The sequence below is a fragment of the Leucobacter edaphi genome (genome assembly GCF_016522535.1).
In the GTDB taxonomy this organism is placed as follows: domain Bacteria; phylum Actinomycetota; class Actinomycetes; order Actinomycetales; family Microbacteriaceae; genus Leucobacter; species Leucobacter edaphi.
Map to the genome: position 1 here is coordinate 122,326 of NZ_JAEHOI010000006.1, position 24,536 is coordinate 146,861.

The following is a 24,536-nucleotide window of genomic DNA, read 5'->3' on the forward strand; positions in this document are numbered from 1 at the left end:
AAAGCCCAGCATGATCCGCCTGCACGACGTCTTTGAAATCCCCGAGCTCGGCCTGACGCCCGTGGTGACTCCGACCGGAGCCTCACCCGAGATCAGGTGGGCGCACGTGAGTGAGCTCGTCGACCCGTCACCCTGGCTCCTCGGCAAGGAACTCCTGCTCACCACAGGTTTCGCGCTCAAAGACAGCGCCACGGCGTGGGACGAGTACTGCAGCAGGGTGGCGAGCGCGCAGGTCTCGGTGGTGGGCATGAGCACCGGGCCGAGCCTGCCCTATCCGTCGATCCCGAAGGGGCTGATCGCGGCCGCGGAGAAGCACGGTCTCGCGCTCATCCACGTGCCGCACGACACGCTCATGCAGAGCGTCGTGCAGAAGGTCTCGGACGCGCTCTATCACGCGGCCAATCAGGACCTCGTGCGCTCTTTCTCGGTGCAGCGGCAGCTCAGCGAGGCCGCGTCGAGCGCCGGCGGCCCCGACCGGATCGTCGAGGTGCTGAACCGGGTGCTCGGCTTCCAGACCGTCGTGCTCGACGAGCGGCTGCGCGTGCTCGCGAAGAGCAGCGCCGCGGCCGAGGAACGGGTGACGCCGATCCGCGACGAACTGCGCGCGCGGCTGCGCGAGGGGCTCCGCTGGTCGATCTCGATGGAGGGGCAGGAGGACTCGCTCGTCGTTCTCCCCCTCGGCACGGAGGGCCGCCTCTCGGGGATCCTCACCCGCTCGAAACCGTCCGCCTTGAGCGTGCACGACCGGGCAGCGCTCGGGCTCGCCGCGTCGCTGCTCGGGATCCTGCTCGAGCGCCGCATGGCCTCGCAGAAGCACCGCCGCATGCTCGAATCGCAGCTCCTCAACGGGCTCCTCGCGGACTCGAGCACGGTCACGGACGTGCAGCGCTACCTCGCACAGCACGGCGTCGAGGCCACGCACATCGAGGTCCTCAGCACGGGGCTCCCCTCCGACGAGGCGGACTACGACCAGTTCATCGCCGAGGTGCTCGAGCTGTGCGACGAGGTGCTCGTGACCCGGATGCCTGACGGCTGCATCTTCGCGCTCATCAACGCGCACGGGCCGCTCGCCGATCCGCTGCGCGAGCTCGTGCAGCAGCTCCGCCTCGGCCACTCCGGCCTGGGCGAGCGCCGCCCGCTGCTCGGCATCGCCGAGAGCCTGTCGCAGGCCCGCTTCGCGCGCACCGTCGCGATCTCCCGCGACGTCCCGCTGCTCGAACGCGCCGACACCGGCGGGTATCGCGCCCTCATGCAGATGGGCGATCCGGAGGCCCGCCACCGCTTCGCCGACGAGGTGCTCGCGCCCCTCGACGAGGCGGACCGTTCGGGCAGGGGCGAGCTCGTGAAAACCGTCCGCGCCTATCTCACGGCGCTCGGCAACCACGAGGCGACGGCGGAGGCGCTGGGCGTCCACCGCCACACCGTCCGCGCACGTGTGACCCGGATTATGGAACTGACCGGGAGAAACCTTGCGAACCCCGAGGATTTTCTCGAGCTCTGGCTCGCGATCGAGTGCCGCACGAGCGACGTCGGTGAACCCGAGGCCGCCGCGGATCGCTCCCCCTCCACCTCGTCCAACCGCTGATCCGGCATTCGCCAGGATGGCCTGCTCGAGCGCGCTCATTCGCTGACAGGCTGGGCAAGACCGGGTGCGACGCCGACGTGCGTGAGGCCCACCGAACAGCGAGGTTCGTTCGCACGGCAGCCGTGGACGGGCCGGGATCCAGGAGGAACGATGCCGTCCGCACCCGCCGCGCGCGCAGCCGACACGGAGGTCATCGTGGTCGGCGGCGGACTCATCGGGCTGCTCAGCGCGCACGCGCTCGCGCGCGCCGGACGCAGCGTGACGATCATCGATCGCGAGCGACCCGGCTCCGGCGCCGCCCGCGGGAATGCCGGGGAGATCACGCCGCTCAACGCGCTGCCGCTCGCTGGTCCGGCGATGGCGGCCGAAACGCTTCGCGGGGTGCTCTCCCGCACGCACTACCTGAACATTTCTCCCCTCGCGCTTCCCCGCCTGGTCCCGTTCGGCCTGTCCTTTCTCGCCCATTGCGCGCCGAGGCGGGTCGCCGCGGGCGCCCGGGCCCTCGACCAGCTCGCCCGCGGCGCATTCGCGGCGTACGACGCGCTCGCCGCCGAGGGCTTCGCGCTCGCCGGCGGCGGGACGGGCTACCTCTACACGCACCCCGACGAGCGGGTGCTCGAGGCCCACCGCCGATCGCTCATCGCCCGGGCAGACCATCTCGGCGTTGCGCACCCCGAGCCGATCCTCCGCGGTGCCGAGGTACGCGAGGCGGAACCGCTGCTCGCAGCGAGCGTGAACGCGGCCTACATCGCCCCGACCGAGCGGTTCATCGACCCCGGCCTGTTCGTCGACGAGCTCATCGCCAGGCTCACCGAGCTGGGCGCGCGCTTCGTCTCCGGCGTCGCCGCGACGACCGTGATCCACGGCGGCTCACGTCCCGCGGTGCTCACCCGGTCCGCGAGCGGGGAACGCCTGCTCACCGCCCAGTCCGTCATCGTGGCCGCCGGCTCACGCACCGACGCGCTCCTCTCGGCGAGCGGAATCCGCGTGCCGGCGCGGCTCCGCGTGCGCCCCGGTCGGGGATACAGCTTCACGGTCGAGTCCGAGTCGCTTCCGACCCACCTGCTCGGCTCCCTCGCGGAGCGCACGGTCGCGATCCCCATGAACGGGCGGCTCCGAATCGTCGGGCTCATGGATTTCGACGGCAGCCACGACCGCAGCGAGCCCGCGCGCGAGGCGCATCTCGCACACCGCGCCTCCCGCTTCCTGCGCGGGATCGACTGGGATGCGACGAGCGAGCACTGGGTGGGTCCGCGGCCGATGACCGGCAGCGGGCTCCCGATCATCTCGGCGCTTCCCGGCGATCCGCGCATCGTGGTCGCGTCCGGCCACAACATGCACGGGCTGTCACTCGGCCCCGTGACGGGCGACATCGTCGCGGCGCTCGTCGCGGGCGAGCCCCCGCGCGTCTCGGGCGCAGACGTCGATCTCCGTCCGTTCGCCCTCCCCTCTTGACCCTCCTCACCCCCAGCTTCCCCGCAATCTCCCGAAAGGACAGCATCGTGAACGACACCGCACCCGGCACCCCCTCCCTCGAGACGGAGGCCGCTTCAGGGAAGCCGATCGCGATCGTGACCGGCGGCGCTGGCGCGTTCGGCTCCGCGATCTCTCGCAGGCTCGTCGCCGCGGGAAATCACGTCGTGATCGCCGACCTCGATCTCGCGGCGGCCGAGCGCGTCGCCGCCGAGCTCGGCGACGCGAGCGCCGTTCGCGTGGACCTCGCGGACGAGGCCTCCATCTCGGCGGCGATCGCCGAGGTCCTCGCGGCGAAGGGCCGGATCGACATCCTCGTTAACAACGCGGGCTACTCCCCCGTCGGCGGCCTCGACACGACGAGCCTCGCCGACTGGGACCGCACGATCGCGATCAACCTGCGCGGCGCCTACCTGATGTGCGCCGAGTCGGCCGAGGCGCTGCGCCGCTCCCCGGCGGCGCGCGTCGTGATGGTCGGCTCGCGCACGTGGCTCGCGGGAGGCAACCCCGCGTACACCGCGTCGAAGGCCGGGATCGTTGGCCTCTGCCGGACCGTGGTCCAGGCCCTCGGCCCCACGGGCGGCACCTCCAACGTCGTGGCTCCCGGCCCCGTCGACACCCCGCTCGTCGACTCGATGGGCATGGGCGACTCGCGCGATGAGAACTTCCGCCGCTATGCGGAGGCCGCACCGCTCGGCCGTGTGGCCACCCCGGACGAGGTCGCGGCGGCGGTCGCGTTCTTCGCGGGCCCCGATGCCGCGTTCATCACGGGCGAGGTGCTACACGTTGCGGGCGGGCTGCAGCTCGCTCCGCGGCTGTGACCCTCCGCGAAACCGTTTCCCCCGCAAATCTTGACCGACCCCCGTTTAACCCCGCACCCCGAAAGGCGATGATGCACCGTGGCAGGCTTCGCAGCTCACCCCACCTCACCGAACACCCGCGCTAGAAAGTCGGGCTCGCCGCGCAAGGTCGCGCTCGCGAGCTTCATCGGCACGAGCATCGAGTGGTACGACTTCTTCCTCTACGGAACCGCGTCGGCCCTCGTGTTCGGCACGGTCTTTTTCCCGAGCGAGGAACCGATCATTGGCACGCTGCTCGCGTTCGGTTCCTTCGGCGTCGGTTTCGCCGCTCGGCCTCTCGGCGGCGCAATCTTCGGCAACCTCGCCGATAAGATCGGCCGCAAGAAAGTCCTGGTCACTACGCTCCTCATCATGGGCTTCGCGACCGCGGCGATCGGCCTCCTCCCCGGCTACGCCACGATCGGCGTCTGGGCCCCGATCCTGCTGGTCACGCTGCGCCTGATCCAGGGCATCGGCGTCGGCGGTGAGTGGGGCGCCGCGGTCATGATGAGCGTCGAGCACGCGCCGTCCGGGAAGAAGGGCTTCTTCGGTTCGATTCCCCAGATGGGCGTGCCGGTCGGTACGATCCTGTCGACCGGGGCGTTCAGCCTGCTCGCGCTGCTCCCCGAGGAGCAGTTCCTCTCGTGGGGCTGGCGCCTGCCCTTCCTCGCGAGCTTCCTGCTCGTGATCGTTGGCCTCGTAATCCGGATCTCGATCGAGGAGTCGCCCGCCTTCCAGGAGGTGGTCGAGAGCGGTCGCGTCCAGAAGATGCCGCTCGCGGTCGCGGTGCGTGGCCACTGGCGCACGATCCTCGCGGCCGCCGGCACGCGCTTCTCCGAGAACTCGACGTTCTACGTGGTGACCGTGTTCTCGATCACCTACGGCGTCGAGGCCCTGGGGCTCGATCGGACGATCATCCTGAACGCCGTGCTCATCTGCGCGCTCGTCGAGTTCGTGCTGATTCCCCTGTTCGGGCGATGGTCCGAGTCGATGGGGCACCGGAAGATGTTCCTGTGGGCGGCGGCAGCGTCGATCGCGATCGCCTTCCCGTACTTCCTCATGTTCAACACGGGCAACTTCGTGACGATCACGATCGCGATGACGATCACGATCGGCATCGCCTGCGTCATGTTCGCACTCGAGCCCGTGATCATGGGCTCGCTCTTCCCCACCGAGATCCGCACGAGCGCCGTGTCGATCGGCTACCAGGTCGCCGCCGTGTTCGCGGGCGGCCTCTCGCCCTTCATCGCGACCGGCCTCTACGCGCTCTTTGATGGCGCCTGGTGGCCCATCGCGGCATACATCGCGTTCATGGGCCTGATCAGCTTCGTCTCGATGTGGCTCGCTCCCGCGGCCGCGCGCCGCGAGAGCGGCCAGGAGGTGCACGCCTGATCCCTCCTCGAGGCTGAGCGGCGCCCGTGACACACGATTGTCACGGGCGCCGCGCTGTTCTTCCGCATAAGGTGGGTGGCATGTCCGCGCAGCTCCCGGGAGATGAGATCCGCTATGTCGCGATCGGCGACAGCTTCACGGAGGGGGTCGGCGATGACCTGCCAGACGGCGGGGTGCGCGGGTGGGCCGATCTCGTGGCCGAGGGGCTCGCGGAGGTGTCCGGCAAGCCGGTGCGGTACGCGAACCTCGCGATCCGCGGCCGTCTGCTCGGCCCGATCATCGCCGAGCAGCTGCTTCCCGCTCTCGACCTGTCCCCCGCGCCGACGCTCGTGAGCTTCAACGGGGGCGGCAACGACATGCTGCGCCCCGGCACGGATATCCCCTGGATCTCGGCCGAGACGGAGGGGGCGATGCGCCGGATCCTCGAGGCCGGTTCCGAGCCGCTGCTCCTCGCCGGCGCCAACCCCACCGCGGGGCTTCCCGGCGGGGGCCGCGTCAAGGCGAAGGGCGACGAGCTCGTGGTGGCCGCTCGGGGGATCGCGGACCGGCTCGGGATCCGCTTCGTCGACAACTGGAGCGACCCCGAGCTCGCGCACCGGCAGTACTGGTCGAACGATCGGCTCCACCTCGCGCCGATCGGGCACCGCAGGGTGGCCGCGAACGTCCTCCGCGGTCTCGGGTACGAGCCGCCGGCGCACTGGGTCCTCTCGGCGGAGCCGATCCCGCGTCCCGGCCGCAGGGAGCAGATGCGGTACACGCGCGAGCACGTGCTGCCCTGGATCCAGCGCCGCCTGACGGGGCGCTCGAGCGGCGACGGGCGCTCGGCGAAGTTTCCTGATTGGGTGCGTGTCGAGCCGGCCTCCGGCGGGCGTCCCGGCGCTGATTTCGGGCGCTGATCTCGGACCCTGATCCGGGCCGTCATCTTATCGCAACTTCACGTAACGAAACAGTCCTCCAATGGGGTGAGAAAATCTCATCCCTGAGCACGAGGTGAGTGGTACCTGAGTGCGATGCCGTGGGGCGTCTGCTGCGCCAGTGTGGAAGGGTCGTCCGATCCGTACCCACGAAAGGCACCATGTTCCTCCTCACACGCGCCAGCCTGAAGAACCGATTGATCGTCGGACTCATCACGATCGCGATCGCCATCGTCGGCCTCTTCTCCATGGGCGCGCTCAAACAGGAGCTCATGCCCTCGATGCAGATGCCGGTGGCCTACGTGTCCGCGCAGTCCCCCGGGCTCGCGCCCGAGGAGATGTCGCACACCGTCACCGAGCCCGCCGAGCAGGCTCTCCGCGCCATCCCCGGCGTGAAGAAGGTGTCCTCGTCGACGCGAAGCGGCAACGCCGAGCTCACGGTCGAGTGGCCGACCTCGGTGGACGACGACGAGACGATGCGGGCGATCCGGGGCGCGAGCGACACCCTCAAGCGCACGCTCCCGGCCGGATCCGAGGTCCAGGTCTTCTCCGGCGGCTCCGAGGACATACCGGCCATGATGCTGAGCGCCGGCACCTCGGGCGATCCCACCGAGTTCGCCGATGCGCTCCAGGCCACGGTCGTCCCCGCGCTGCAGAGCGTTCCCGGGGTGCAGCGCGTCGAGCTCGCGGGCCGCGCCGAACAGCGCGTGCAGATCGCGCTGCGTCCGGGCGACGTGACGAAGCACAAGGTCGAGACGGCGCAGCTCCAGCCGATCCTCGAGTCCCACGGCGCCGCGGTGCCGGCGGGCCAGGCCGATTCGAAGGACGGCCCGCTGTCGGTCTCCGTCGGCACGGGCATCACCTCGATCGACGACCTCAAGAACCTACCGGTCCCGACCGCCGACGGCGCCGTACTGCTGTCGGACTTCGCCGACGTCACGAACGAAACGGTGCCAGCGACCACCATTTCCCGCGTGAACGGCAAGGACGCCCTCACCCTGCAGGTCACCCCGAACCGCGGCGCGAACGTGGTCGACATCTCGCACGGCGTCCACGCCGAACTCGATCGGCTCGCGCCCGGCCTCAAGGCGGACTTCGTTCCCATCTTCGACCAGGCCCCCTACATCGAGCAGTCGATCCACGACCTCTCCGTCGAGGGCGCACTCGGCCTGCTCTTCGCGGTCCTCGTCATCCTCGCGTTCCTGGGGTCATGGCGCTCCACCGTGATCGCCGCGGTTTCGATCCCGCTCTCCCTCCTCATCACCCTCGTCGGCCTGTGGTGGAGCGACAACACCCTGAACATCCTCACCCTCGGCGCCCTCACGATCGCGATCGGCCGCGTCGTCGACGACTCGATCGTCGTGATCGAGAACATCAGCAGGCGGCGGGGAACCGGGCCGCTCACGATCGAGGCCGTCGTCGCCTCGGTCCGCCAGGTCGCCGGGGCGATCACGGCGTCCACGCTGACCACGGTCGCGGTGTTCCTGCCGATCGCCTTCGTGTCTGGCATCGCGGGGCAGTTGTTCCGCCCGTTCGCCGTCACCGTGACGATCGCGCTGCTCGCGTCGCTGCTCGTGGCGCTCACGATCGTGCCCGTGATGGCGTTCTGGTTCCTGCGCAACCGGCCGGCGAAGGCGCACGCCGCGGCCCCTGGCGCCGCCGGCGTTGCCGCGGGAGACCCCGCAGCGATCCCTTCCGAGCTCGACGAGATCCACACCGCCCCCGACCGGCTGCAGCGCGCAATCATGCCCGCGCTCAACACGACGCGGCGCCACCCCGTCATCACGCTCGTGGCGTCCGCCCTGATCCTCGTTCTCACCTTCGTCATGAGTTCCCTGATCAAGCAGGACTTCCTGGGGTCCTCGGGCGCGGAGAGCATCCGCGTGGAGCAGACCCCGGCGAGCGCGAAGCAGGGAGCTCCCGACACGAAGGAGCTCGTCGAGTCCGTCTCCCCGATCGAGGAGTCCTTCCGCAAGATCGACGGTGTGCGCGACGTCATGACGACGATTCCGCTCGCCACCCCGGGCGAGAAGCAGACGGTCTCCTACGAACTGCTGCTCGACAAGGGCGTTGACGCGACCGTCGTCACCGACGCCGTCGAGGCCGAGACGAAGCGGCTCCCCGATGCGGGCGAGCTCTCGGTCCTCACGCAGGACTCGTTCACCGACGCCTCGGGCGGCGGCATCGCCCTCAACATCCGCGGCTCCGACCCGACCGCGCTCAAGCAGGCGAGCGACCTCCTCGAGAAGCAGCTGAAGGACGCGCCGGGCGTCCGCTCCGTGAAGAGCGACATCTCCGGTGATCAGCCCACCATGAGCGTCAAACTCAACCAGGCTAAGGCGGCGCAGCTCGGCTTCGACCAGGTGAGCGTTGCGAAGGCCGTCCAGGCCGCGCTCGAGGGCGAGACGATCGGCAAGATCACGCTCGGCGGCCAGGACAGGGACATCGTCATGGTGACCCCGAAGTCGGCGCGCTCCGCCTCGGAGCTCGGCGAGATCCTGCTCCCCGTCACGCCCCAGCAGACGGCCGCGGCGCAGAAGGCCGCGAGCGACCGGCTGCAGAAGAAGGCCGAGGCGGAGGCCGAGCAGGCGCGCCTCGACGCCGACGCGGAGATCACGAAGCAGCTCAACGAGGCCGCAGCGCAGCGAGCCGATCTGGTGAACCAGCTCGGTCAGCTCAACACCCAGCTGGGCGAGCTCAGCCGTGCGCCGATCGTGCCCGAGCGGCCGCAGTCGCCGCAGCAGCAGGCGCAGGTGGACGCGCAGCAGCAGCGCGCCGAACAGCTCGCGCAGCTGGAGAGCGCGATCTCGGGCGCCCAGTCCGGGATCGAGGGCATGGACGAGCAGATCGCGGCCCTCCAGAAGTCCCGTTCGGATCAGGCCGCCCAGTTCGAGGAGCAGCAGGCGGCGGAGAAGGAGCAGAAGGCCGCGACCGAGGTGACGGGCAAGGCGATCCCGCTGCGCACGATCGCAACGGTGTCCGAGGAGAAGGTCGCCCCCGTGATCACGCGCGCCGACGGCGAGCGCCAGGTCACCCTCAGCGTGACGCCCAAGAAGGGCGAGCTCGAGGCCGCGAACGCCGCGATCGCGAAGGCGACGAAGGACACGAAGCTCCCGGCGGGCGCCTCCTTCGACGTCGGCGGTGTGAGCGCGGAGCAAGACGACGCGTTCGCGCAGCTCGGCGCCGCGATGCTCGCCGCGATCCTCCTCGTGATGATCGTCATGGTGGCGACGTTCCGCAGCTTCCGCGGACCGTTCATCCTGCTCGTCTCGATCCCGTTCGCCGCGACCGGCGCGCTGCTGGGTCTCCTCGTGACGGGCACCCCGCTCGGACTTCCCGCGATGATCGGCCTGCTCATGCTCATCGGCATCGTGGTGACGAACGCGATCGTGCTCATGGACCTCGTGAACCGGCTCCGCGCGGCGGGTGCCCCGCTCGCCGAGGCGGTCGAGCACGGCACGCGCCTCCGGCTCCGCCCGATCCTCATGACGGCCGCGGCGACGATCTTCGCGCTGATCCCGATGTCGCTCGGGCTCACGGGCGGCGGCGTCTTCATCTCGAAGCCGCTCGCGATCGTGGTGATCGGCGGCCTGATCTCGTCGACGCTCCTCACCCTCGTCCTCGTTCCCGTGCTCTACACGCTCGTGGAGGGCGGCCGCGAGCGGCGACTCGCGCGGCGCGCGGACCGGGCCGAGCGGAAGGCCGCGGCACTCGCGGGAATGCCGGCACCGTCGGCGCGCTCATTCGGTTCGAGCTGGTCCTCGGGTGCGGCGAAGCTGGCGCCCGCCGGGGCCGAGGCGCCGACGACCGAGCTCGAGGGGCTCTTCGACCAGCGGGACCCGTCCGAGCGCGGCTCCGCGTCGGCCACGGTCACCGCGCCCACCGGGCCGCGAAATGCGGTGGGATCCGGGGGTTCGGAGCGGTCCGACGGGCCGGATCACGCGGCGCGGCCCGGAGCCGAGGACCCGGAGGATCCGGACGAGTCGACCCGCCCCGTGCGCTGATCCGCGAGGCCCGCGCGGCCCGAGAGGCGTCCGCGCGGCCCGCGGGGCCCGCGGATCGTCCCCGCGCTACGCTGCCGCGCCGTCGCCCTTGGCGCGGCAGCGTGCGCACAGCCCGAACAGGTCGACGACGTGATCGATCTCGGTGAAGCCGTGCTCGGCACCGACGCGCTGGCTCCACTCCTCCACGAGGTTCGCCGACAGCTCCACCGTGTCCCCGCAACCGCGGCAGATGAGGTGGTGATGGTGCCCCTTCGTGGCGCAGGAGCGGTAGAGGCTCTCGCCCTCGGGTGACTGCAGCGTGTCGGCCTCGTCCGTCTCGACGAGGCTCGCGAGGGTGCGATAGACGGTGGCGAGCCCGATCGTGGAGCCCCCGTCGCGCAACGCCTGGTGGAGCTGCTGCGCGCTCACGAACCCGCGCGCCTGCGCGAGGCTCGCTCGCACCGCTTCGCGCTGCCACGTGTTCCGCTTGGGCTGCATGATGCTCCTCTGTTGCCCGACGATGTCACTCCACCGTAGCGAAACCCTGGCTCTTCAGGCTATCTGCCGCGGGCGAACGCCGGGCGCCGCGGCCACCGCGGCGGCGCAGCGCGCGGCGGGCCCCGTCGAAGGCGAGGGCGAGCAGGAAGCACGCGGTCACGGCGAGCCCGACCGAACCGCCCGCGGCGATCGAGAATTCACGGGATGCCCAGAGGCCGGCGAGGCCGCCTCCAACCCCGATGAGAGCGGCAATCGGCGGGATCCAGACGACACTGGGGGCGAGCACGCGCGCTGCGGCGGCGGGGGCGATGAGCACCGCGACACCGAGGATCACGCCGACCGCCGGCATCGCGACGACCACGGACGCCGCGATGACACCCGTCACGATGAGCTCGACGGGCCAGGTGCGGAATCCCGCCGCGGCGAATCCGACCGGGTCGAAGGTGTGGAACAGGATCCGCCGCGCCGAGGGCGCGAGGACGGCGACGACCGCGACGAGCACGATCGCCGTGGTGGCGACGTCGCTCGGCGCGACGCCGAGCGGCGAGCCAACGAGAAGGGCCTCAACGGGGATGCCGAGTCCCGGGTTGAGGCTCGCGAGGAGGGTCCCGAGCGCGAAGCCGAAGGACAGCACGACGCCGGAAGCGACCTGCCTGCCCTGTCCGGGAAGGCGCGAGAGCAGGGTCATGAGCACCACGAGCAGCCCGGCGAAGAGCGCTTGCCCGATCAGGAGGTTCCAGCCCGCGATCGCGAACACGACGCCGCCGGGGAAGGTGGCGTGGCTGAGCGCCACGGCGAAGAAGGACCTGCGCCGGAGCACGATGAGCGTGCCGGCAGCCCCGGAGAGGAGGCCGAGGAGGGCGAGTTCGAGGGCGGCGAGGGCGAAGTAGCTCATGCGGCGGCCCCACCCTTCGCGCGACGCCTGCCGGTGCCGCCGAGCGCGCGGAACGCGGCGGCGACGCCGTAGAGCGATACGAGCAGGAGGACGACGACGGCACCGGGCGACACGGTCGCCTGGAAGCCGACGGACAGTTCGAAGGAGCCCCACAGGCCGAAGAGGCCCGCGAGCAGGGGAAGCGCGATCGCCAGCGGGATCAGGAGCGCGAAGCGGCGAGTGAGCAGCCGGGCCGCGGCCATCGGCACGGTGAGCAGAGCGATCACCATGAGCACGCCGAGGGCCTGCACTCCGGCGACGACGAGCAGCGCGACGGCGACGCCGAGCGACAGGTCGGCTGCGAGCGGGCGGTAGCCGACGGCCTCTGCTCCGGCGGGGTCGAAGGCCCGGAAGAGCTGCGCCCGCCAGGTGACGATCACGACGGCGCAAGCGAGGACGGCGACGACCACGATCTGCCAGAACTGCTCCTCCGTGACCGTGAGGAGGCGTCCGAACAGGAGATCCTGCAGCTGGGAAACGTAGCCCTCCTGCTTCGAAACGAGGACAACGCCGAGGCTGAAGAGGCCCGTGAGCACGACGGCGATGGCCGAGTCGGCGCCGACCCCGCCCCGGCGTTCGAGCACGGTGAAGAGCACGGCGGCCGCGACCGCGGCGATGGCCGCGCCGGGCAGGATGCCGCTTGTCCCGGCGACGGCGGAGCCGACGACCAGGCCGGGGAAGACCGCGTGAACGAGGCCGTCGCTCACGAACTCCAGTTCGCGGAAGCTGATGAAGAGGCCCACGATGCCCGCGGCGATCGCGAGCACGACAACCGTGAGGAGGGCGCGCCACATGAAGGGCAGCGCGAACACCTCGACCGGGCCGAATCCTGCGAAGGGATCCCCGATCGGCGGCACTATTCCGTCTCCCGTGTCGTGGTGACCGTGTGGTGGTCGAGCTCGACGGTCGTGTCGTGGAAGGCGTGCTGCACGTGATCCAGGGTGAGCGCCTCGTCGAGCGGGCCGAACGCCGCGGGATGCCCGGGCTGCTCCGGTCGGTGCCCGCTCGCGAGGAGAAGGGCGTGGGTGCACGCCTCCTTCGCGATCTCGAGATCGTGCGTCGAAACGAGGACCGTGCGGCCCTCCGCGCGTAGTTCGCGGACGAGCTCGAGGAGCACGTCGCGGTTCTCGCGATCGAGCCCGTTGAACGGTTCGTCGAGGAGAAGGAGCGCGGGATCGGCCACGAGGGCTCGCGCGAGGATGGCGCGCTGCTGCTGACCGCCGGACAGCTCGCCGAAGCGGCGGCCCGCGAAGCCGTCGAGCCCGACCCTCGCGAGGGCGGACGCGACGGCCGCGCGGCCCCCGCCCCCGATGGGGCGGAGTGCACCGCGGCTGCGGTACAGCCCCATCGTGACGACCTGGCGGACGGTGATGGGCAGCGTCGCGTCGCGGGTGTCCGCCTGCGGGAGCGATCCCACGCGCGGGCGGGCGCGCTCCGGCGTGGTGCCGAGCACCGTGATCGTGCCGGCGGTGCGCTCGGCGAGGCCGAGGATGCCCCGGAGCAGCGTCGACTTTCCCGACCCGTTCGGGCCGATGAGTGCGACGGCCGAGCCGCTCGGAACGTCGAGCGTCAGCCCCTCGACTCGCGTGGCGCCGGCGTAGCCGAACGCCGCATTCCGCAGTGAAATCGCCTCGCTCATCAGTTGATCGTATCCGGCACCTTGTCGGTCTTGGCCCCCCAGGCGTCCAGAATGGTCTGCGTGTTGGAGATCGTGGCCCCGATGTAGGTGCCCGATTCGGTGCCGGGCTTGCCGAGCGAGTCCGCGTACAGGGTCTCCGCGTCGACCACCTTCACGCCGGCCTCCTTCGCGATCGTCTGCGCGAGCTTGGGGCTCATGGACGACTCCACGAAGACAGCCTTGACGTGCTTTTCCTTGATCTTCGCCACGAGTGCGTCGACGTCTGCGGCGCTCGGCTCCGCGTTGTCCTCGAAGGAGGGCAGGATCGAGCCGGCGAACTCGATGCCGTAGTCGTGCAGGTAGTAGGTCATCGAGTTGTGACCGCTCACGAGGACGCGCTCCGCCGCCGGGACGCGCGCGAACTGCGCTGCGGTCCACTCGTCGAGGGCGTGCAGCCGCTCCGTGTAGGCCTTCGCACGCTCCTGGTACTCGGCCTTGTGCTTCGGGTCGGCCTGCTCGAAGCCGTACGCGACCTCGTTCACCATTCCCTCGGCGAGCTTCGGCGAGGTCCAGATGTGGGGGTTCAGATCGCCGTGGTCGTGGGAGTGCCCGGCCTCGGCGCCGCCCTCACCCTCGTGGGAGTGGGACTCTTCTGCGCCGTGCGCGTGGGTCTCACCCTCAGCGTGCGCGTGGGTCTCACCCTCGGCGTGCGCGTGGGCGTCACCCTCAGCGTGGGTCTCACCCTCGGCGTGCGCGTGGGCATCGCCGCCAGCGCCCTCGCCCGCGTGGGAGTGATCGTGGCCGTCGCCGCCGGCGGCTCCGCTCTCCTTCGTGATCTCCTTCGCGGCCTCGAGGTCGACGCCGTCCGCGGCGGTGACGATCTTGCCGGAGAACCCGGACGCCTGCACCGCGCTATCAACGAAGGCCTCGAGGTTCGCGCCGTTCACGACGAGCACGTCGGCTTTCGAGAGCGCCAGCAGATCCGCGGGGGAGGGATCGAAGTGATGCGCGGAGGCACCGGGCTGGAGCAGCCCGGTGAGCTCGATGTCGTCGCCGCCCACCTCGGCGGCGAAGTCCTGGAGCTGGGTGGTCGTCGCGACGACCTTGAGCTTGCCCTCCGGTCCGTCGGAGGCGCCCGCTGGGCCGCCGGAACAGGAGGCGAGGAGAAGCGTTGCGGCGAGCGCCCCAACGGCTCCTGCGAGGCGAAGGGGGGTGGTCTTGCGAGAGTTCGGATGCATATGGGTACTTTCTAAATGAGAACGAGTCTCACTCTAGCGTCTCGTGAGAACCGTTCGCAACAAGCGCGGGGGTGCGGGGCGTCCGAGGCACCGCCTGCCCGACGCGATCCGCGCGTAGGCTGGGAGGATGAGCGAGCTGCCCGGGTCCGCGATCGCCCTGCGAGACGCCCTCCGGCGGGGAGACCTCTCCGCGCGGGAGGCGACCTCGGCGTATCTCGCCAGGATCGAGGCGGAGCGCGCGCTCGGGGCCTTCGTCAGCATCGACGGGGATCGGGCCATTGATGACGCCGACGCCGCGGACGCGCGCCTGATCGCGGCCCGCCACGACCACGATCCCGCGCCGTCAGCGGCCCGCCTGCTGGGCCTGCCCATCGCCCACAAGGACCTGTCGGACGCCTCGGGATTCCGCACGACCCACGGCAGCGCGGCGCTGCAGCATCGGGTCGCGACGCAGGACTCCCCCGCGGTCGCCACACTCCGCGCAGCCGGCTGTGTGACGCTCGGAAAGACGCAGGTGCCCGAGTTCGGCCTCACCAGCTATTCCGAGAATCGCATTGCGCCCCCCGCGCGGAATCCACTCGACCGGGAGCGCACGCCGGGCGGTTCTTCGGGCGGCAGCGCAGCCGCGGTCGCCGCGGGACTGCTCCCCATTGCGCCGGGCACGGACGGTGGGGGGTCGATCCGGATTCCCGCGCTCGCCTGCGGGCTCGTGGGGCTCAAGCCTGGGCTCGGCGCCGTTCCCACCGATCTGTCCGGCGGCATGCACGACGACTTCGGCGCGCCGCGGCTCGCGGTCACTGGCCCGATCGCCCGCGACGCGCGCGACGCCGCGCTGCTGTTCGACGCCCTGCGCGGCGCCCAGGGAGAACCGGCGATCGAGGCGGTGCACCGGGCGGGGGAGGTCACGGGCGTCGCGATTGCGATGAGCGATGCCTCGCCGTTCGAAACCGCCCATCCCGTGCCACTCTCCCCAGAGGCGCGTGCGGCGTACGCGCTCGCGGCCGAGCGGCTCGCGGCACTCGGTCATCGCGTCGCGGAGGCCGAGATCCGGCACGATCCGCGCTATCCGGAGGCGTTCTCTCGCGTGTGGACGTCCGGTCTCGCCGAGCTCCGGGTGCCCCCGGCGGCTGCGGAACGCCTGATGCCGCTCACGGCGCGTTTTCGCGAGCGGGCGGTGGCGCGGGGGCCCCTGGCGCATCGCGAGGCGGCCGAGATCCTGCGCGGGATCGCGGCCGGCATGCGTGAGCAGTGGGGGCGCACCGAGGTCGTGCTCACTCCTGGCCTTGCCATGGTTCCGCCGAGGATCGGGGCTTTCCTCGAGCTCGATCCCGACGACGACTACCGGCTGCAGTGCGAGTGGGCGCCGTACACCTCGATGGTCAACGTGGCCGGGCTGCCGGCGATCGCCGTTCCGATGCTGACGCTGCCGAGCGGCCTCTCCATGGGCGTGCAGCTCATCGGCCGCACCGGTTCCGAGGTGCTGCTCCTGCAGCTCGCCGAGCAGCTGACGACCTAGCGCGCAATCCGCGGCACCGTTTTTCGGCCCGATCGGGAATACCTGCGGTTCCATCCGGGTTGCCTTTCGTGATACCCCATGGGGGTATACAATCGAGGTACGGATCATCCGTCGACACGCACCGGGAGGACCACATGAGCGACACCGCGACCACCACCGAATTCACCGTGACCGGCATGAGCTGCGGCCACTGCGAGGGGGCGATCCGCGCGGAGGTCAGCGAAATCCCCGGGGTGAGCGGCGTCGAGGTGAGCGCGGCCAGCGGGATCCTCCGCGTCACCCGAACCGCCGAGGTGTCGGACGAGGCCATCGTCGCCGCCGTCGACGAGGCCGGCTACGACGCCGCCAGGAGCTGAGTCCAGGCCCGCGCCCCAGCGCATCCGCCCGCCACGCACCCACACCCGCCAGCCCACCAGCACGCGAGGAGAGGACAGCTCCATGACTGCCGCAACCGACTTTGAGCTCGAAATCGGGGGCATGACCTGCGCTTCCTGCGCAAACCGGATCGAGCGCCGCCTCAACAAGATGGAGGGCGTCGAGGCGAGCGTGAACTACGCGACCGAGAAGGCCAGAGTGTCGGCTGCCGCGGGCATCACCCCCGAGGCGCTCATCGCTGAGGTCGAGCGCACCGGCTACACCGCCGAACTCCCCCCGCCGCCGGCTCCGGCGGCCCCGAGCACAGCGACGGCCGCGGACGGCGCCGGCGGATCCGGCTCATCTGACGCCGAGGCCGACGCCGACGACCCGGAGCTCCGCTCGCTCCGCCAGCGCCTCATCGGCTCGATCTGGCTCTCCGTGCCCGTGATCCTCATGTCGATGATTCCGGCGCTGCAGTTCCCCTACTGGCAGTGGGCCGCGCTCGCCCTCACCTCGCCCGTGATCGTGTGGGCCGCGTGGCCGTTCCACCGGGCCGCGTGGGTCAATCTCAGGCACGGCGCGGCGACCATGGACACGCTCGTGTCGGTCGGCACGGCCGCCGCCTACCTGTGGTCCCTGTATGCCCTCTTCCTCGGCACCGCTGGCGAGAAGGGAATGACCCACGCCTTCGAGCTCACGATCCACCCGCACGACGGCTCGGGCAACATCTACCTCGAGGTCGCCGCCGGCGTCACCATGTTCATCCTCGCCGGTCGCTACTTCGAGCGCCGGGCGAAGCGGCGCGCTGGATCGGCCCTGCGCGCCCTCATGGCGCTCGGCGCGAAGGACGTCTCGGTGCTCCGCAACGGTGTCGAAACGCGGATCCCGGTCTCGGGCCTCGCCGTCGACGACCTGTTCGTGGTGCGGCCGGGCGAGAAGCTCGCGACCGACGGCGTCGTGGTCGACGGCGCCACCGCGGTCGACGCGTCCATGCTCACGGGCGAGTCCGTGCCCGTCGAGGTCGCCGCCGGTGACCCCGTGACGGGCGGAACGGTGTCGACGAGCGGCCGGATCGTGGTCCGTGCGACCAGCATCGGCGACGACACCCGCCTCGCCCAGATGGCGCGCATGGTCGAGGAGGCGCAGTCGGGAAAGGCGGCCGCACAGCGCCTCGCCGACCGGATCTCGGGAGTCTTCGTGCCGATCGTGATCGTGATCGCCCTGCTCACGCTGGGCGCGTGGCTCGTGTTCGGCAGCTCGGTGAGCGCCGCGTTCACCGCCGCCGTCGCAGTCCTCATCATCGCCTGCCCGTGCGCCCTCGGTCTCGCGACGCCGACGGCCCTCCTCGTGGGAACGGGGCGCGGCGCGCAGCTCGGGATCCTGATCAAGGGGCCGGAGGTGCTCGAGTCGACGCGCAAGGTCGACACCGTCGTGCTCGACAAGACGGGAACGGTGACCACGGGGCGCATGACCCTGATGGAGATCGCTCCGGCTCCTGGGCAGGATCGCGACGAACTGCTGCGTCTCGCCGGCGCGGTCGAGGCGGGATCGGAACACCCGATCGCGCAGGCGATCTCGCGCGGCGCGGTCGACGAGCTCGGGCACGAGCTTCCCGCTGTCGATGACTTCCGCAACGAGGCCGGCCGCGGGATCGAGGGCCTGGTCCTCGGGCGGCGGGTGCTCGTGGGGCGCCCGGCGCTCCTCTCCGAGCGCGGCATCGCGATCTCGGAGGCGGTGGCCGGGGAGTTCGCGCGGGTGGAGGGTGACGGCCGCACCGCGGTGCTCGCGGCGTGGGACGGCGAGGCGCGTGGCGTGCTCGGCGTCGCGGACCTCGTGAAGCCGACGAGTTCCGAGGCGATTCGCGAGTTCGTGAAGCTCGGCCTCACGCCGATCCTGCTCACGGGCGATAATCAGGGCGTGGCCGAGCGGGTGGCGGCCGAGGTCGGAATCGCCCGCGTGCACGCCGGGGTGCTCCCCGACGAGAAGGTCGAGGTGATCCGCGCGCTCCAGGCCGAGGGCCGCGTCGTCGCGATGGTCGGCGACGGCGTCAACGATGCCGCGGCGCTCGCGCAGGCGGATCTCGGTCTCGCGATGGGCACTGGGACGGACGCCGCGATCGAGGCGGCGGATCTCACTCTCGTTCGGGGCGATCTCCGCAGCGCGGTGGACGCGATTCGCCTCGCCCGCCGCACGCTCTCGACGATCAAGGGCAACCTGTTCTGGGCCTTCGCGTACAACGTCGCCGCGATCCCCCTCGCGGCCCTTGGGCTGCTCAACCCCATGATCGCCGGGGCTGCGATGGCGTTCTCGAGCGTGTTCGTGCTGGGCAACAGCCTGCGGCTGCGCCGCTTCACCGGGATTGCACGCTAGCGCCGCGTCGCGCAAGCTAGAAGGAGGGGCCGGAAGTCGTGAGTGTCAGGAGGCACAGCATGAACGCCGCGGGTTCGTGGGGTTTCACGTGGAACGGAAGGCGGGCGGAGCGGTGACACAGGAACCGATCGGCGCCGAGGACTGCGACGCGGAGTTCAGCAGCGGTCATCCCGAGCGCCCGGCTTCCGCCGGCACGAGCGGCGGACACGGCCACGATCACGGCCTGACCGCGCCCGACCCGGGGCTCACGGCGGCCGACGCGAGCGGCGCGGGCGGCGCCGTGCGCACCGCGACGGCCCGGCACCGCAAGCGCCTCATCGTGGTGCTCTGCATCACGCTCACGGTGTTCGTCGTCCAGCTCATCGGCGCGTTCATCTCGGGTTCGCTCTCCCTCCTCGCGGACGCCGGCCACATGCTCACCGACGGCACGGGAGTGGCGATCGCCCTGATCGCGAGCCTGATCGCGGGGCTGCCGGCAACATCGCGCCGCACCTTCGGCTACCTCCGCGTTGAGGTGCTCGCGGCCCTCGCCAACGGGATCGTCCTCGGGGTGATCGCGGTCGTGATCTTCGTGCAGGCGGTTTCGCGCTTCGGTTCCGAGGTCGAGGTGCACTCGGGGCCCATGCTCGTCGCCGCCGCCATCGGCGGGACGGCGAATCTGGTGTCCCTGCTGATCCTCCGCAGCGGGCAGAAGGAGAGCCTCAACGTGCGCGGTGCCTATCTCGAGGTGCTCGGCGACCTGCTCGGGTCGCTCGCGGTGATCGTCGCGGGGATTGTGATCTGGCTCACCGACTGGATGATGATCGACCAGATCGCCTCGATCCTCATCGCCCTCATGATCGCGCCCCGGGCCTATTCCCTGCTCAGGGACGTCGTCAACGTGCTGCTCGAGGCCTCCCCCAAGAACCTCGATCTCGAGGTGGCGCGCGAGCACATGCTCTCGGTGCCCGGCGTCGACGAGGTGCACGACGTGCACGCGTGGACGATCACCTCGGGCGTGCCCGCGTTCTCTGCGCACGTGACCGTGGCCGACACCGCTTGGAACGAGCGGGGCTACCACGCGATTCTCGACGAGCTCCGGGCCTGCCTGCACGAGCACTTCGACACCGAGCACGTCACATTGCAGCTCGAACCCGAGAGCCACAGGGTCACCGGCGCGCACGTGCACCGATAGCGCGCCCCGCCCGCGGAACTCCTAGTTGAACAGGTAGTTCGCCGCGCAGGTGCCAAACGCGAGCACGAAGGCCGCGAAGCCGACGAGCGTCACCCACACCCGCGCGGGAACGCGCTCGGGCCCCTCGTCGGCACCGGAAACGCCCTGCGGTGGCCGGGCCGCCTGCACCGCAGCCGTGTCCGCCGCGAGTTCCGTCCCGCGATCCGCCCGATCCGCGCCCGGTTCCGTCACTCGAAGCTCCTCCCCGCTCACGATCCGCTCACGATCCGGCCGATGTCGAACGACACGGCCACGGCGAGCACGAGGAAGACGACGCCGATGAAGGCCGTGTACATCCAGCGGCTGCGATGGTCGCTCGCCCAGAACCGGCGCAGGCTCGAGATCCCGCTCACCGCGGCGATCGCGCACAGCAGGATCCCGATCGGCGCCGCGAACACGTTCGCAATGCTGAGGATCGGCGCGAGGACGGGAATGAGGAGGTAGGTGACGAGGCAGCGGACCCCCGAGATCACCATCGCGATCTGGAAGCCGCGGTGCGCGGCGCGCTCGTTCGCCGGGGTGGCCTCGCGGAGCTGCACGCGCAGGAGCCGCCGCATGAAGCGGTCGGCGGCGGAGTCGCTGCGCGGCCGGACCTCGCCGCGCGGGACAGCCGGCGCATCGGTGCGTTCCTGCCCGCGCGAAACCTCGGAAACGGGCGCCGGGATCAGGACCGGAACCGGGCTCGCGACCGCCGTCTCGCGGGCAATCGTCGCGGTGGTTCCCACCGCTCCCGCACTGCTCTCGCCGCTGTCTTGCTTCACCGCTCGGGGCTCCCCTCTCGCCAGGCCGTGATTCCCGATCATAGCCGGAGTACATCTGATCTACGGTCAGCGGCCGCCGAGTCGCCCGCCCCGCCGAGCGAAGCAGGCCGAAACGCGCGCAGGGGAACGGCGAACGCCCCCGCGGGGGCGGCGCGGCAGCCCCGGGGTCAGGGCTCCGGGATCTCAATCCGGGCGAACGCGGCCGCCGGGGTCGCGAGCTAGTCGAGGAGCAGGGCGGGCTCCTCGAGCACCGAGGCGACGTCGGCGACGAAGCGCGAGATGACATCGCCGTCGACGAGGCGGTGGTCGAAGGAGCCGCCAACGGTCGTCACCATGCGGGGACGCACCTCGCCGTCGACCACCCACGGCTTCTCGCGGATCGTGCCCATCGCCATGATCGCGCACTCGCCAGGGTTGAGGATCGGCGTGCCGAAGTCCATGCCGAACACGCCGATGTTGGTGATCGTGATCGTGCCCTCGGCCATGTCTGCGGGCTGGGTGCGTCCGTCGCGGGCCGTGATCGTGAGCTGTTCGATCGCCCGCGCGAGGTCGAGCAGGCTGAGATCCTGCGCGTCCTTGATGTTCGGAACGATGAGACCGCGCGGCGTCGCCGCGGCGATGCCGAGGTTGACGAAGTTGTGCCGGATGATCTCGGTCTCGTTGAAAGTTGCGTTGACCTGGGGATTTCGACGGATCGCCCAGAGCATCGCCTTCGCGAAGATGAGGAGGGGCGAGACCTTCACGCCCGCGAAGTCCGTGGACGTCTTGAGCCGCTTCACGAACTCCATGGTGCGGGTCGCATCGACCTCGGTGAAGACGCTCACGTGCGGAGCCTCGAACGCGCTGGCCACCATCGCCTTCGCGATCTGCTTCCGCATGCCCTTGAGCGGGATCCGCTCCTCGCGCAGTTCGGACGGCTCGGGCGTCTCGATGTTGCGGAAGAGCTTCGCCTGCGAGGCCTGGCGGACGACGTCGTCGCGCAGGATCTCGCCGGCGATGCCGGATCCGGAGACCACGGCGAGATCGACGCCGAGGTCCTTCGCGAGCTTCCGGATCGGGGGCTTTGCGAGCACCGGCGAGGCGTCCGCCACGGGGATCGCGGAGTGCGCCGCGGAACCCGCGGCCTGATGGAGCAGCGGCTCGCCTCCGGAGCGGCGTCGCGAGCGCACCGCGCCGCCCGTGCCGTACCCGACGAGCACCGCCCCGCCGCCGTCGCCGCCTTCGCCGTCTTCGTGGGAGACGCTGCCCGCCGTGTCGGCCACCGCGTCGGCAACGGCCGCGCGCTCCTCCTCGGACGCGGGATCCTGCTGGGCGCCGTTCCCGGCCCCTCCGTCGCCGTTCGCGTCGGTCGTGACGCGCAGGATCGGGTCGCCGACCGGGACGGTCTGCCCCTCCTCCGCGAGCACCTCGGTGACCGTGCCCGTGAACGGAGAAGGCAGCTCCACCAGGGATTTCGCGGTCTCGATCTCGCAGATCACCTGGTTGAGCGCGACGGTGTCGCCGGGCTTCACGTGCCAGGCCACGATCTCGGCCTCGGTGAGGCCCTCGCCGACGTCGGGGAGGGGGAAGGTCATCTCACTCATCGCTGCTCCTTGCTGCTCCGCGTGATTCCGGGGTGGGTGGGTCCGACGTTACCGGTCGGCTCAGTAGTGCATGGTGCGGTCGACGGCCTCGAGCACGCGATCCGCGTCGGGAAGGTAGAGGCCCTCGAGCCGGGCAGGCGGGAACGGTACGTCGTAGCCCGTGACGCGCAGCACGGGGGCCTGCAGCGAATAGAACGCGTGCTCGGCGACGTGCGCGGCGATCTCCCCGCCCATTCCGCCGAAGCCCTGGGCCTCGTGCGCCACAACGAGGCGGCCGGTGCGGCGCACCGACTCGAGCAGCGGCGCGTAGTCGATGGGCGAGACGCTGCGGAGGTCGACGACCTCGAGGCTCGTGCCCTCCGACTGCGCCACCTCGGCGGCCTGCAGCAGCGTGGTCACCATGGCGCCCCAGCCGACAACCGTGCAGTCGGTGCCCGGTCGGGCGATCCGCGTCTGGTGGAGGGCCCCCGACGGGGCGGTCGGATCGACCTCGCCCTTGTGCCAGTACTTCGCCTTCGGCTCGAAGAACAGGACAGGATCATCGGACTCGATCGCCTGCTGGATCATCCAGTACGCGTCGTTCGCCGTCGACGGGGAGACGACGCGGAGACCCGGCGTGTGCGCGAAGTAGGCCTCGGGGCTCTCCTGGTGATGCTCGACCGCGCCGATGTGTCCGCCGTAGGGCACTCGGATCACGATCGGGAGGGCGACGCCGCCCTCATGGCGATTCCTGAACTTGGCCAGCTGCGTCACAATCTGGTTGAACGCGGGGAAAATGAACCCGTCGAACTGGATCTCGATGACGGGGCGGTAGCCGCGCAGCGCGAGGCCGATCGCGCTGCCGACGATTCCCGCCTCGGCGAGCGGCGTGTCGAGCACGCGGGCGGAGCCGAACTGGGCCTGGAGTTTGTCGGTGACGCGGAAGACGCCGCCGAGCGGCCCGATGTCCTCGCCCATCATGAGCACGCGATCGTTGGCGACCATCGCGGAGCGAAGCCCCTCGTTGAGTGCGCGAGCGAGCGGCAGCGTCTGGCGCTCGCTCAGCGTCGCAACGGCTGCGGTGCCGGTCATGCGCCCGCTCCTTCCTGGCCCGCGAAGGAGGCCTCGTAGTGCGCGAGCCACGCCCGCTGCTCCTCGATCCGGGGGTGCTCCTCGGCGTACACGTGCGCGAACATGCTGTCCGGCTCGGGCGCGGGGAGGGCGAGAATCTCGTCGCGGATCCGCTTCGCGTCGCGGTCGGCGCCTGCGCGTACGTCGGCGAAGAAGTCGTCCTCGACGCCCTGCTCCCGCAGATACGCCTCGAGGCGGTCGATCGGGTCGCGCCGCTCCCAGTCGCGGAGCTCCTGCTCCTCGCGGTACCGGGTGGGATCGTCGCTCGTGGTGTGCGCGCCGATCCGGTAGGTGAGTGCCTCGATGTAACCGGGGCCATTGCCCTCGCGCGCGAGGCGGAGGAAGCGGCGGCCCACGGCGTACGCCGCGAGCGGATCGTTGCCGTCGATCTGAACGCTGCGGATCCCGAAGCCGAGCGCGCGCCGGTAGAGGGGCGTGCGCGACTGGCGCGTCACGGGCACCGAGATCGCCCAGCGGTTGTTCTGCACCACGAAGACCTCGGGGGTCTGGTAACTCGCGGCGAACACCATCGCCTCGTTCGCGTCGCCCTGACTCGAGGTGCCGTCACCGTAGAAGACCATGGTGGCCTCGCCGGTCGCGGTGCCGGCCTCGCCGGGTTCCATGCTCGTGTCGCCCGCCCGGTGCTTCGCGTCGAGCAGCTGGCCGAGCGCGTAGCCCGTCGCGTGCTGCGTCTGCGCGCCGAGCACGAGCGTGTACAAACGGAAATTCCCGTTCGCGGGATCGTTCACGTCCCAGCCGCCGTGGGTGAGCCCGCGGAACAGCGCGGCCACCTTGACGAGGGGGACGCCCCGGATCTTCGCGACGGCGTGCTCGCGATAGGCGGGAAAGATCGTGTCCTGCGGCTCGCTCGCGCGGGCGAGACCGACCTGGCAGCCCTCCTGGCCGACACTCGGCACCCACAGGGCCAGCTGGCCCTGGCGCTGCAGATGCGTGCACTCAGTATCGAAGGCGCGCGTCTCCACCATGTCGCGGTACCAGGCCTTGAAGTCCTCGAGACCGACGCCATCGAGCTCCGCGGCGAACTCCGCTGCCGAGTCCGACGGCGCATAGCGGCCCTCGGCGTCGAGGAAGCGGATCGGCTCGGGATCGGCGGCGCCGTACGCGGGCACCGCCGCAATCGCGGCCTCGGCA

At 70.8% G+C, this 24,536-nt stretch carries 20 protein-coding genes; 10 read left to right on the top strand and 10 right to left on the bottom strand.

The window, feature by feature from the left end; genetic code table 11:
• The first annotated feature begins 10 nt into the window (after window positions 1–10).
• The 6 genes from JD292_RS07565 to JD292_RS07590 all read left to right on the top strand — a co-directional run bounded on the left by JD292_RS07565 (window position 11) and on the right by JD292_RS07590 (window position 10,207).
• Entirely contained in the window at window positions 11–1,585 is a 1,575-nt protein-coding gene (locus JD292_RS07565) for a PucR family transcriptional regulator (protein WP_200132132.1), read from the top strand.
• Window positions 1,586–1,735: 150 nt separating this feature from the next.
• Window positions 1,736–3,040, top strand: coding sequence for an NAD(P)/FAD-dependent oxidoreductase (locus JD292_RS07570; RefSeq protein ID WP_200132133.1), 1,305 nt, complete (start codon window positions 1,736–1,738; stop codon window positions 3,038–3,040).
• Window positions 3,041–3,087: 47 nt separating this feature from the next.
• Window positions 3,088–3,879, top strand: coding sequence for an SDR family NAD(P)-dependent oxidoreductase (locus tag JD292_RS07575; protein WP_200132134.1), 792 nt, complete (start codon window positions 3,088–3,090; stop codon window positions 3,877–3,879).
• 78 nt (window positions 3,880–3,957) lie between these two features.
• On the top strand, window positions 3,958–5,289 hold the full coding sequence (locus tag JD292_RS07580) for an MFS transporter (RefSeq protein ID WP_200132135.1): 1,332 nt from the start codon (window positions 3,958–3,960) through the stop codon (window positions 5,287–5,289).
• 80 nt (window positions 5,290–5,369) lie between these two features.
• On the top strand, window positions 5,370–6,185 hold the full coding sequence (locus JD292_RS07585) for an SGNH/GDSL hydrolase family protein (protein WP_200132136.1): 816 nt from the start codon (window positions 5,370–5,372) through the stop codon (window positions 6,183–6,185).
• 179 nt (window positions 6,186–6,364) lie between these two features.
• A complete protein-coding gene (locus JD292_RS07590; protein WP_200132137.1) occupies window positions 6,365–10,207 on the top strand; it encodes an efflux RND transporter permease subunit in 3,843 nt (1,280 codons plus the stop codon).
• Between the two features lie 66 nt (window positions 10,208–10,273).
• Here the strand turns inward: JD292_RS07590 and JD292_RS07595 are convergent, their stop codons facing one another.
• Genes JD292_RS07595 through JD292_RS07615 form a run of 5 tightly spaced genes read right to left on the bottom strand, consistent with a single transcriptional unit; the run spans window position 10,274 to window position 14,474 of the window.
• On the bottom strand, window positions 10,274–10,684 hold the full coding sequence (locus JD292_RS07595) for a Fur family transcriptional regulator (RefSeq protein WP_200132138.1): 411 nt from the start codon (window positions 10,682–10,684) through the stop codon (window positions 10,274–10,276).
• A 25-nt stretch (window positions 10,685–10,709) separates the two neighbouring features.
• Window positions 10,710–11,579, bottom strand: a complete 870-nt coding sequence (locus JD292_RS07600; protein WP_200132139.1) for a metal ABC transporter permease — start codon at window positions 11,577–11,579, stop codon at window positions 10,710–10,712.
• The gene (locus JD292_RS07605) at window positions 11,576–12,475 is read right to left on the bottom strand and encodes a metal ABC transporter permease (RefSeq protein ID WP_369411190.1); all 900 of its coding nucleotides are present in this window, start codon (window positions 12,473–12,475) and stop codon (window positions 11,576–11,578) included. Before JD292_RS07605 ends, JD292_RS07600 begins: the two co-directional genes overlap by 4 nt.
• Window positions 12,475–13,257 carry a metal ABC transporter ATP-binding protein gene (locus JD292_RS07610; RefSeq protein WP_200132140.1) on the bottom strand — a complete coding sequence of 261 codons (783 nt, stop codon included), beginning with the start codon at window positions 13,255–13,257 and terminating at the stop codon, window positions 12,475–12,477. Before JD292_RS07610 ends, JD292_RS07605 begins: the two co-directional genes overlap by 1 nt.
• A complete protein-coding gene (locus JD292_RS07615) occupies window positions 13,257–14,474 on the bottom strand; it encodes a metal ABC transporter substrate-binding protein (RefSeq protein WP_200132141.1) in 1,218 nt (405 codons plus the stop codon). The genes JD292_RS07610 and JD292_RS07615 overlap by 1 nt, the downstream gene beginning before the upstream one ends.
• Before the next feature lie 127 nt (window positions 14,475–14,601).
• Here JD292_RS07615 and JD292_RS07620 point away from each other — a divergent pair, with 127 nt between their 5' ends.
• The 4 genes from JD292_RS07620 to JD292_RS07635 all read left to right on the top strand — a co-directional run bounded on the left by JD292_RS07620 (window position 14,602) and on the right by JD292_RS07635 (window position 19,891).
• The gene (locus JD292_RS07620) at window positions 14,602–15,990 is read left to right on the top strand and encodes an amidase (protein WP_200132142.1); all 1,389 of its coding nucleotides are present in this window, start codon (window positions 14,602–14,604) and stop codon (window positions 15,988–15,990) included.
• Window positions 15,991–16,124: 134 nt separating this feature from the next.
• The gene (locus JD292_RS07625) at window positions 16,125–16,346 is read left to right on the top strand and encodes a heavy-metal-associated domain-containing protein (RefSeq protein ID WP_200132143.1); all 222 of its coding nucleotides are present in this window, start codon (window positions 16,125–16,127) and stop codon (window positions 16,344–16,346) included.
• 82 nt (window positions 16,347–16,428) lie between these two features.
• Window positions 16,429–18,717, top strand: coding sequence for a heavy metal translocating P-type ATPase (locus JD292_RS07630; protein WP_200132144.1), 2,289 nt, complete (start codon window positions 16,429–16,431; stop codon window positions 18,715–18,717).
• Between the two features lie 112 nt (window positions 18,718–18,829).
• Window positions 18,830–19,891, top strand: a complete 1,062-nt coding sequence (locus tag JD292_RS07635) for a cation diffusion facilitator family transporter (protein ID WP_439649267.1) — start codon at window positions 18,830–18,832, stop codon at window positions 19,889–19,891.
• Window positions 19,892–19,912: 21 nt separating this feature from the next.
• Here JD292_RS07635 and JD292_RS07640 read toward each other — a convergent pair whose 3' ends face one another.
• The 5 genes from JD292_RS07640 to JD292_RS07660 form a co-directional block, all read right to left on the bottom strand.
• Window positions 19,913–20,122: a hypothetical protein gene (locus tag JD292_RS07640; RefSeq protein ID WP_200132145.1), complete on the bottom strand. Its 210-nt coding sequence runs from the start codon at window positions 20,120–20,122 to the stop codon at window positions 19,913–19,915.
• 17 nt (window positions 20,123–20,139) lie between these two features.
• Complete coding sequence (locus tag JD292_RS07645) at window positions 20,140–20,691, bottom strand: hypothetical protein (protein WP_200132146.1); 552 nt, start codon at window positions 20,689–20,691, stop codon at window positions 20,140–20,142.
• 218 nt (window positions 20,692–20,909) lie between these two features.
• Window positions 20,910–22,274 (bottom strand): dihydrolipoamide acetyltransferase family protein, encoded by a 1,365-nt coding sequence (locus JD292_RS07650; protein WP_200132147.1) that lies wholly within the window; start codon window positions 22,272–22,274, stop codon window positions 20,910–20,912.
• Window positions 22,275–22,334: 60 nt separating this feature from the next.
• Window positions 22,335–23,345 carry an alpha-ketoacid dehydrogenase subunit beta gene (locus JD292_RS07655; protein ID WP_200132148.1) on the bottom strand — a complete coding sequence of 337 codons (1,011 nt, stop codon included), beginning with the start codon at window positions 23,343–23,345 and terminating at the stop codon, window positions 22,335–22,337.
• Entirely contained in the window at window positions 23,342–24,514 is a 1,173-nt protein-coding gene (locus JD292_RS07660; RefSeq protein ID WP_369411199.1) for a thiamine pyrophosphate-dependent enzyme, read from the bottom strand. The genes JD292_RS07655 and JD292_RS07660 overlap by 4 nt, the downstream gene beginning before the upstream one ends.
• Window positions 24,515–24,536 lie beyond the last annotated feature (22 nt).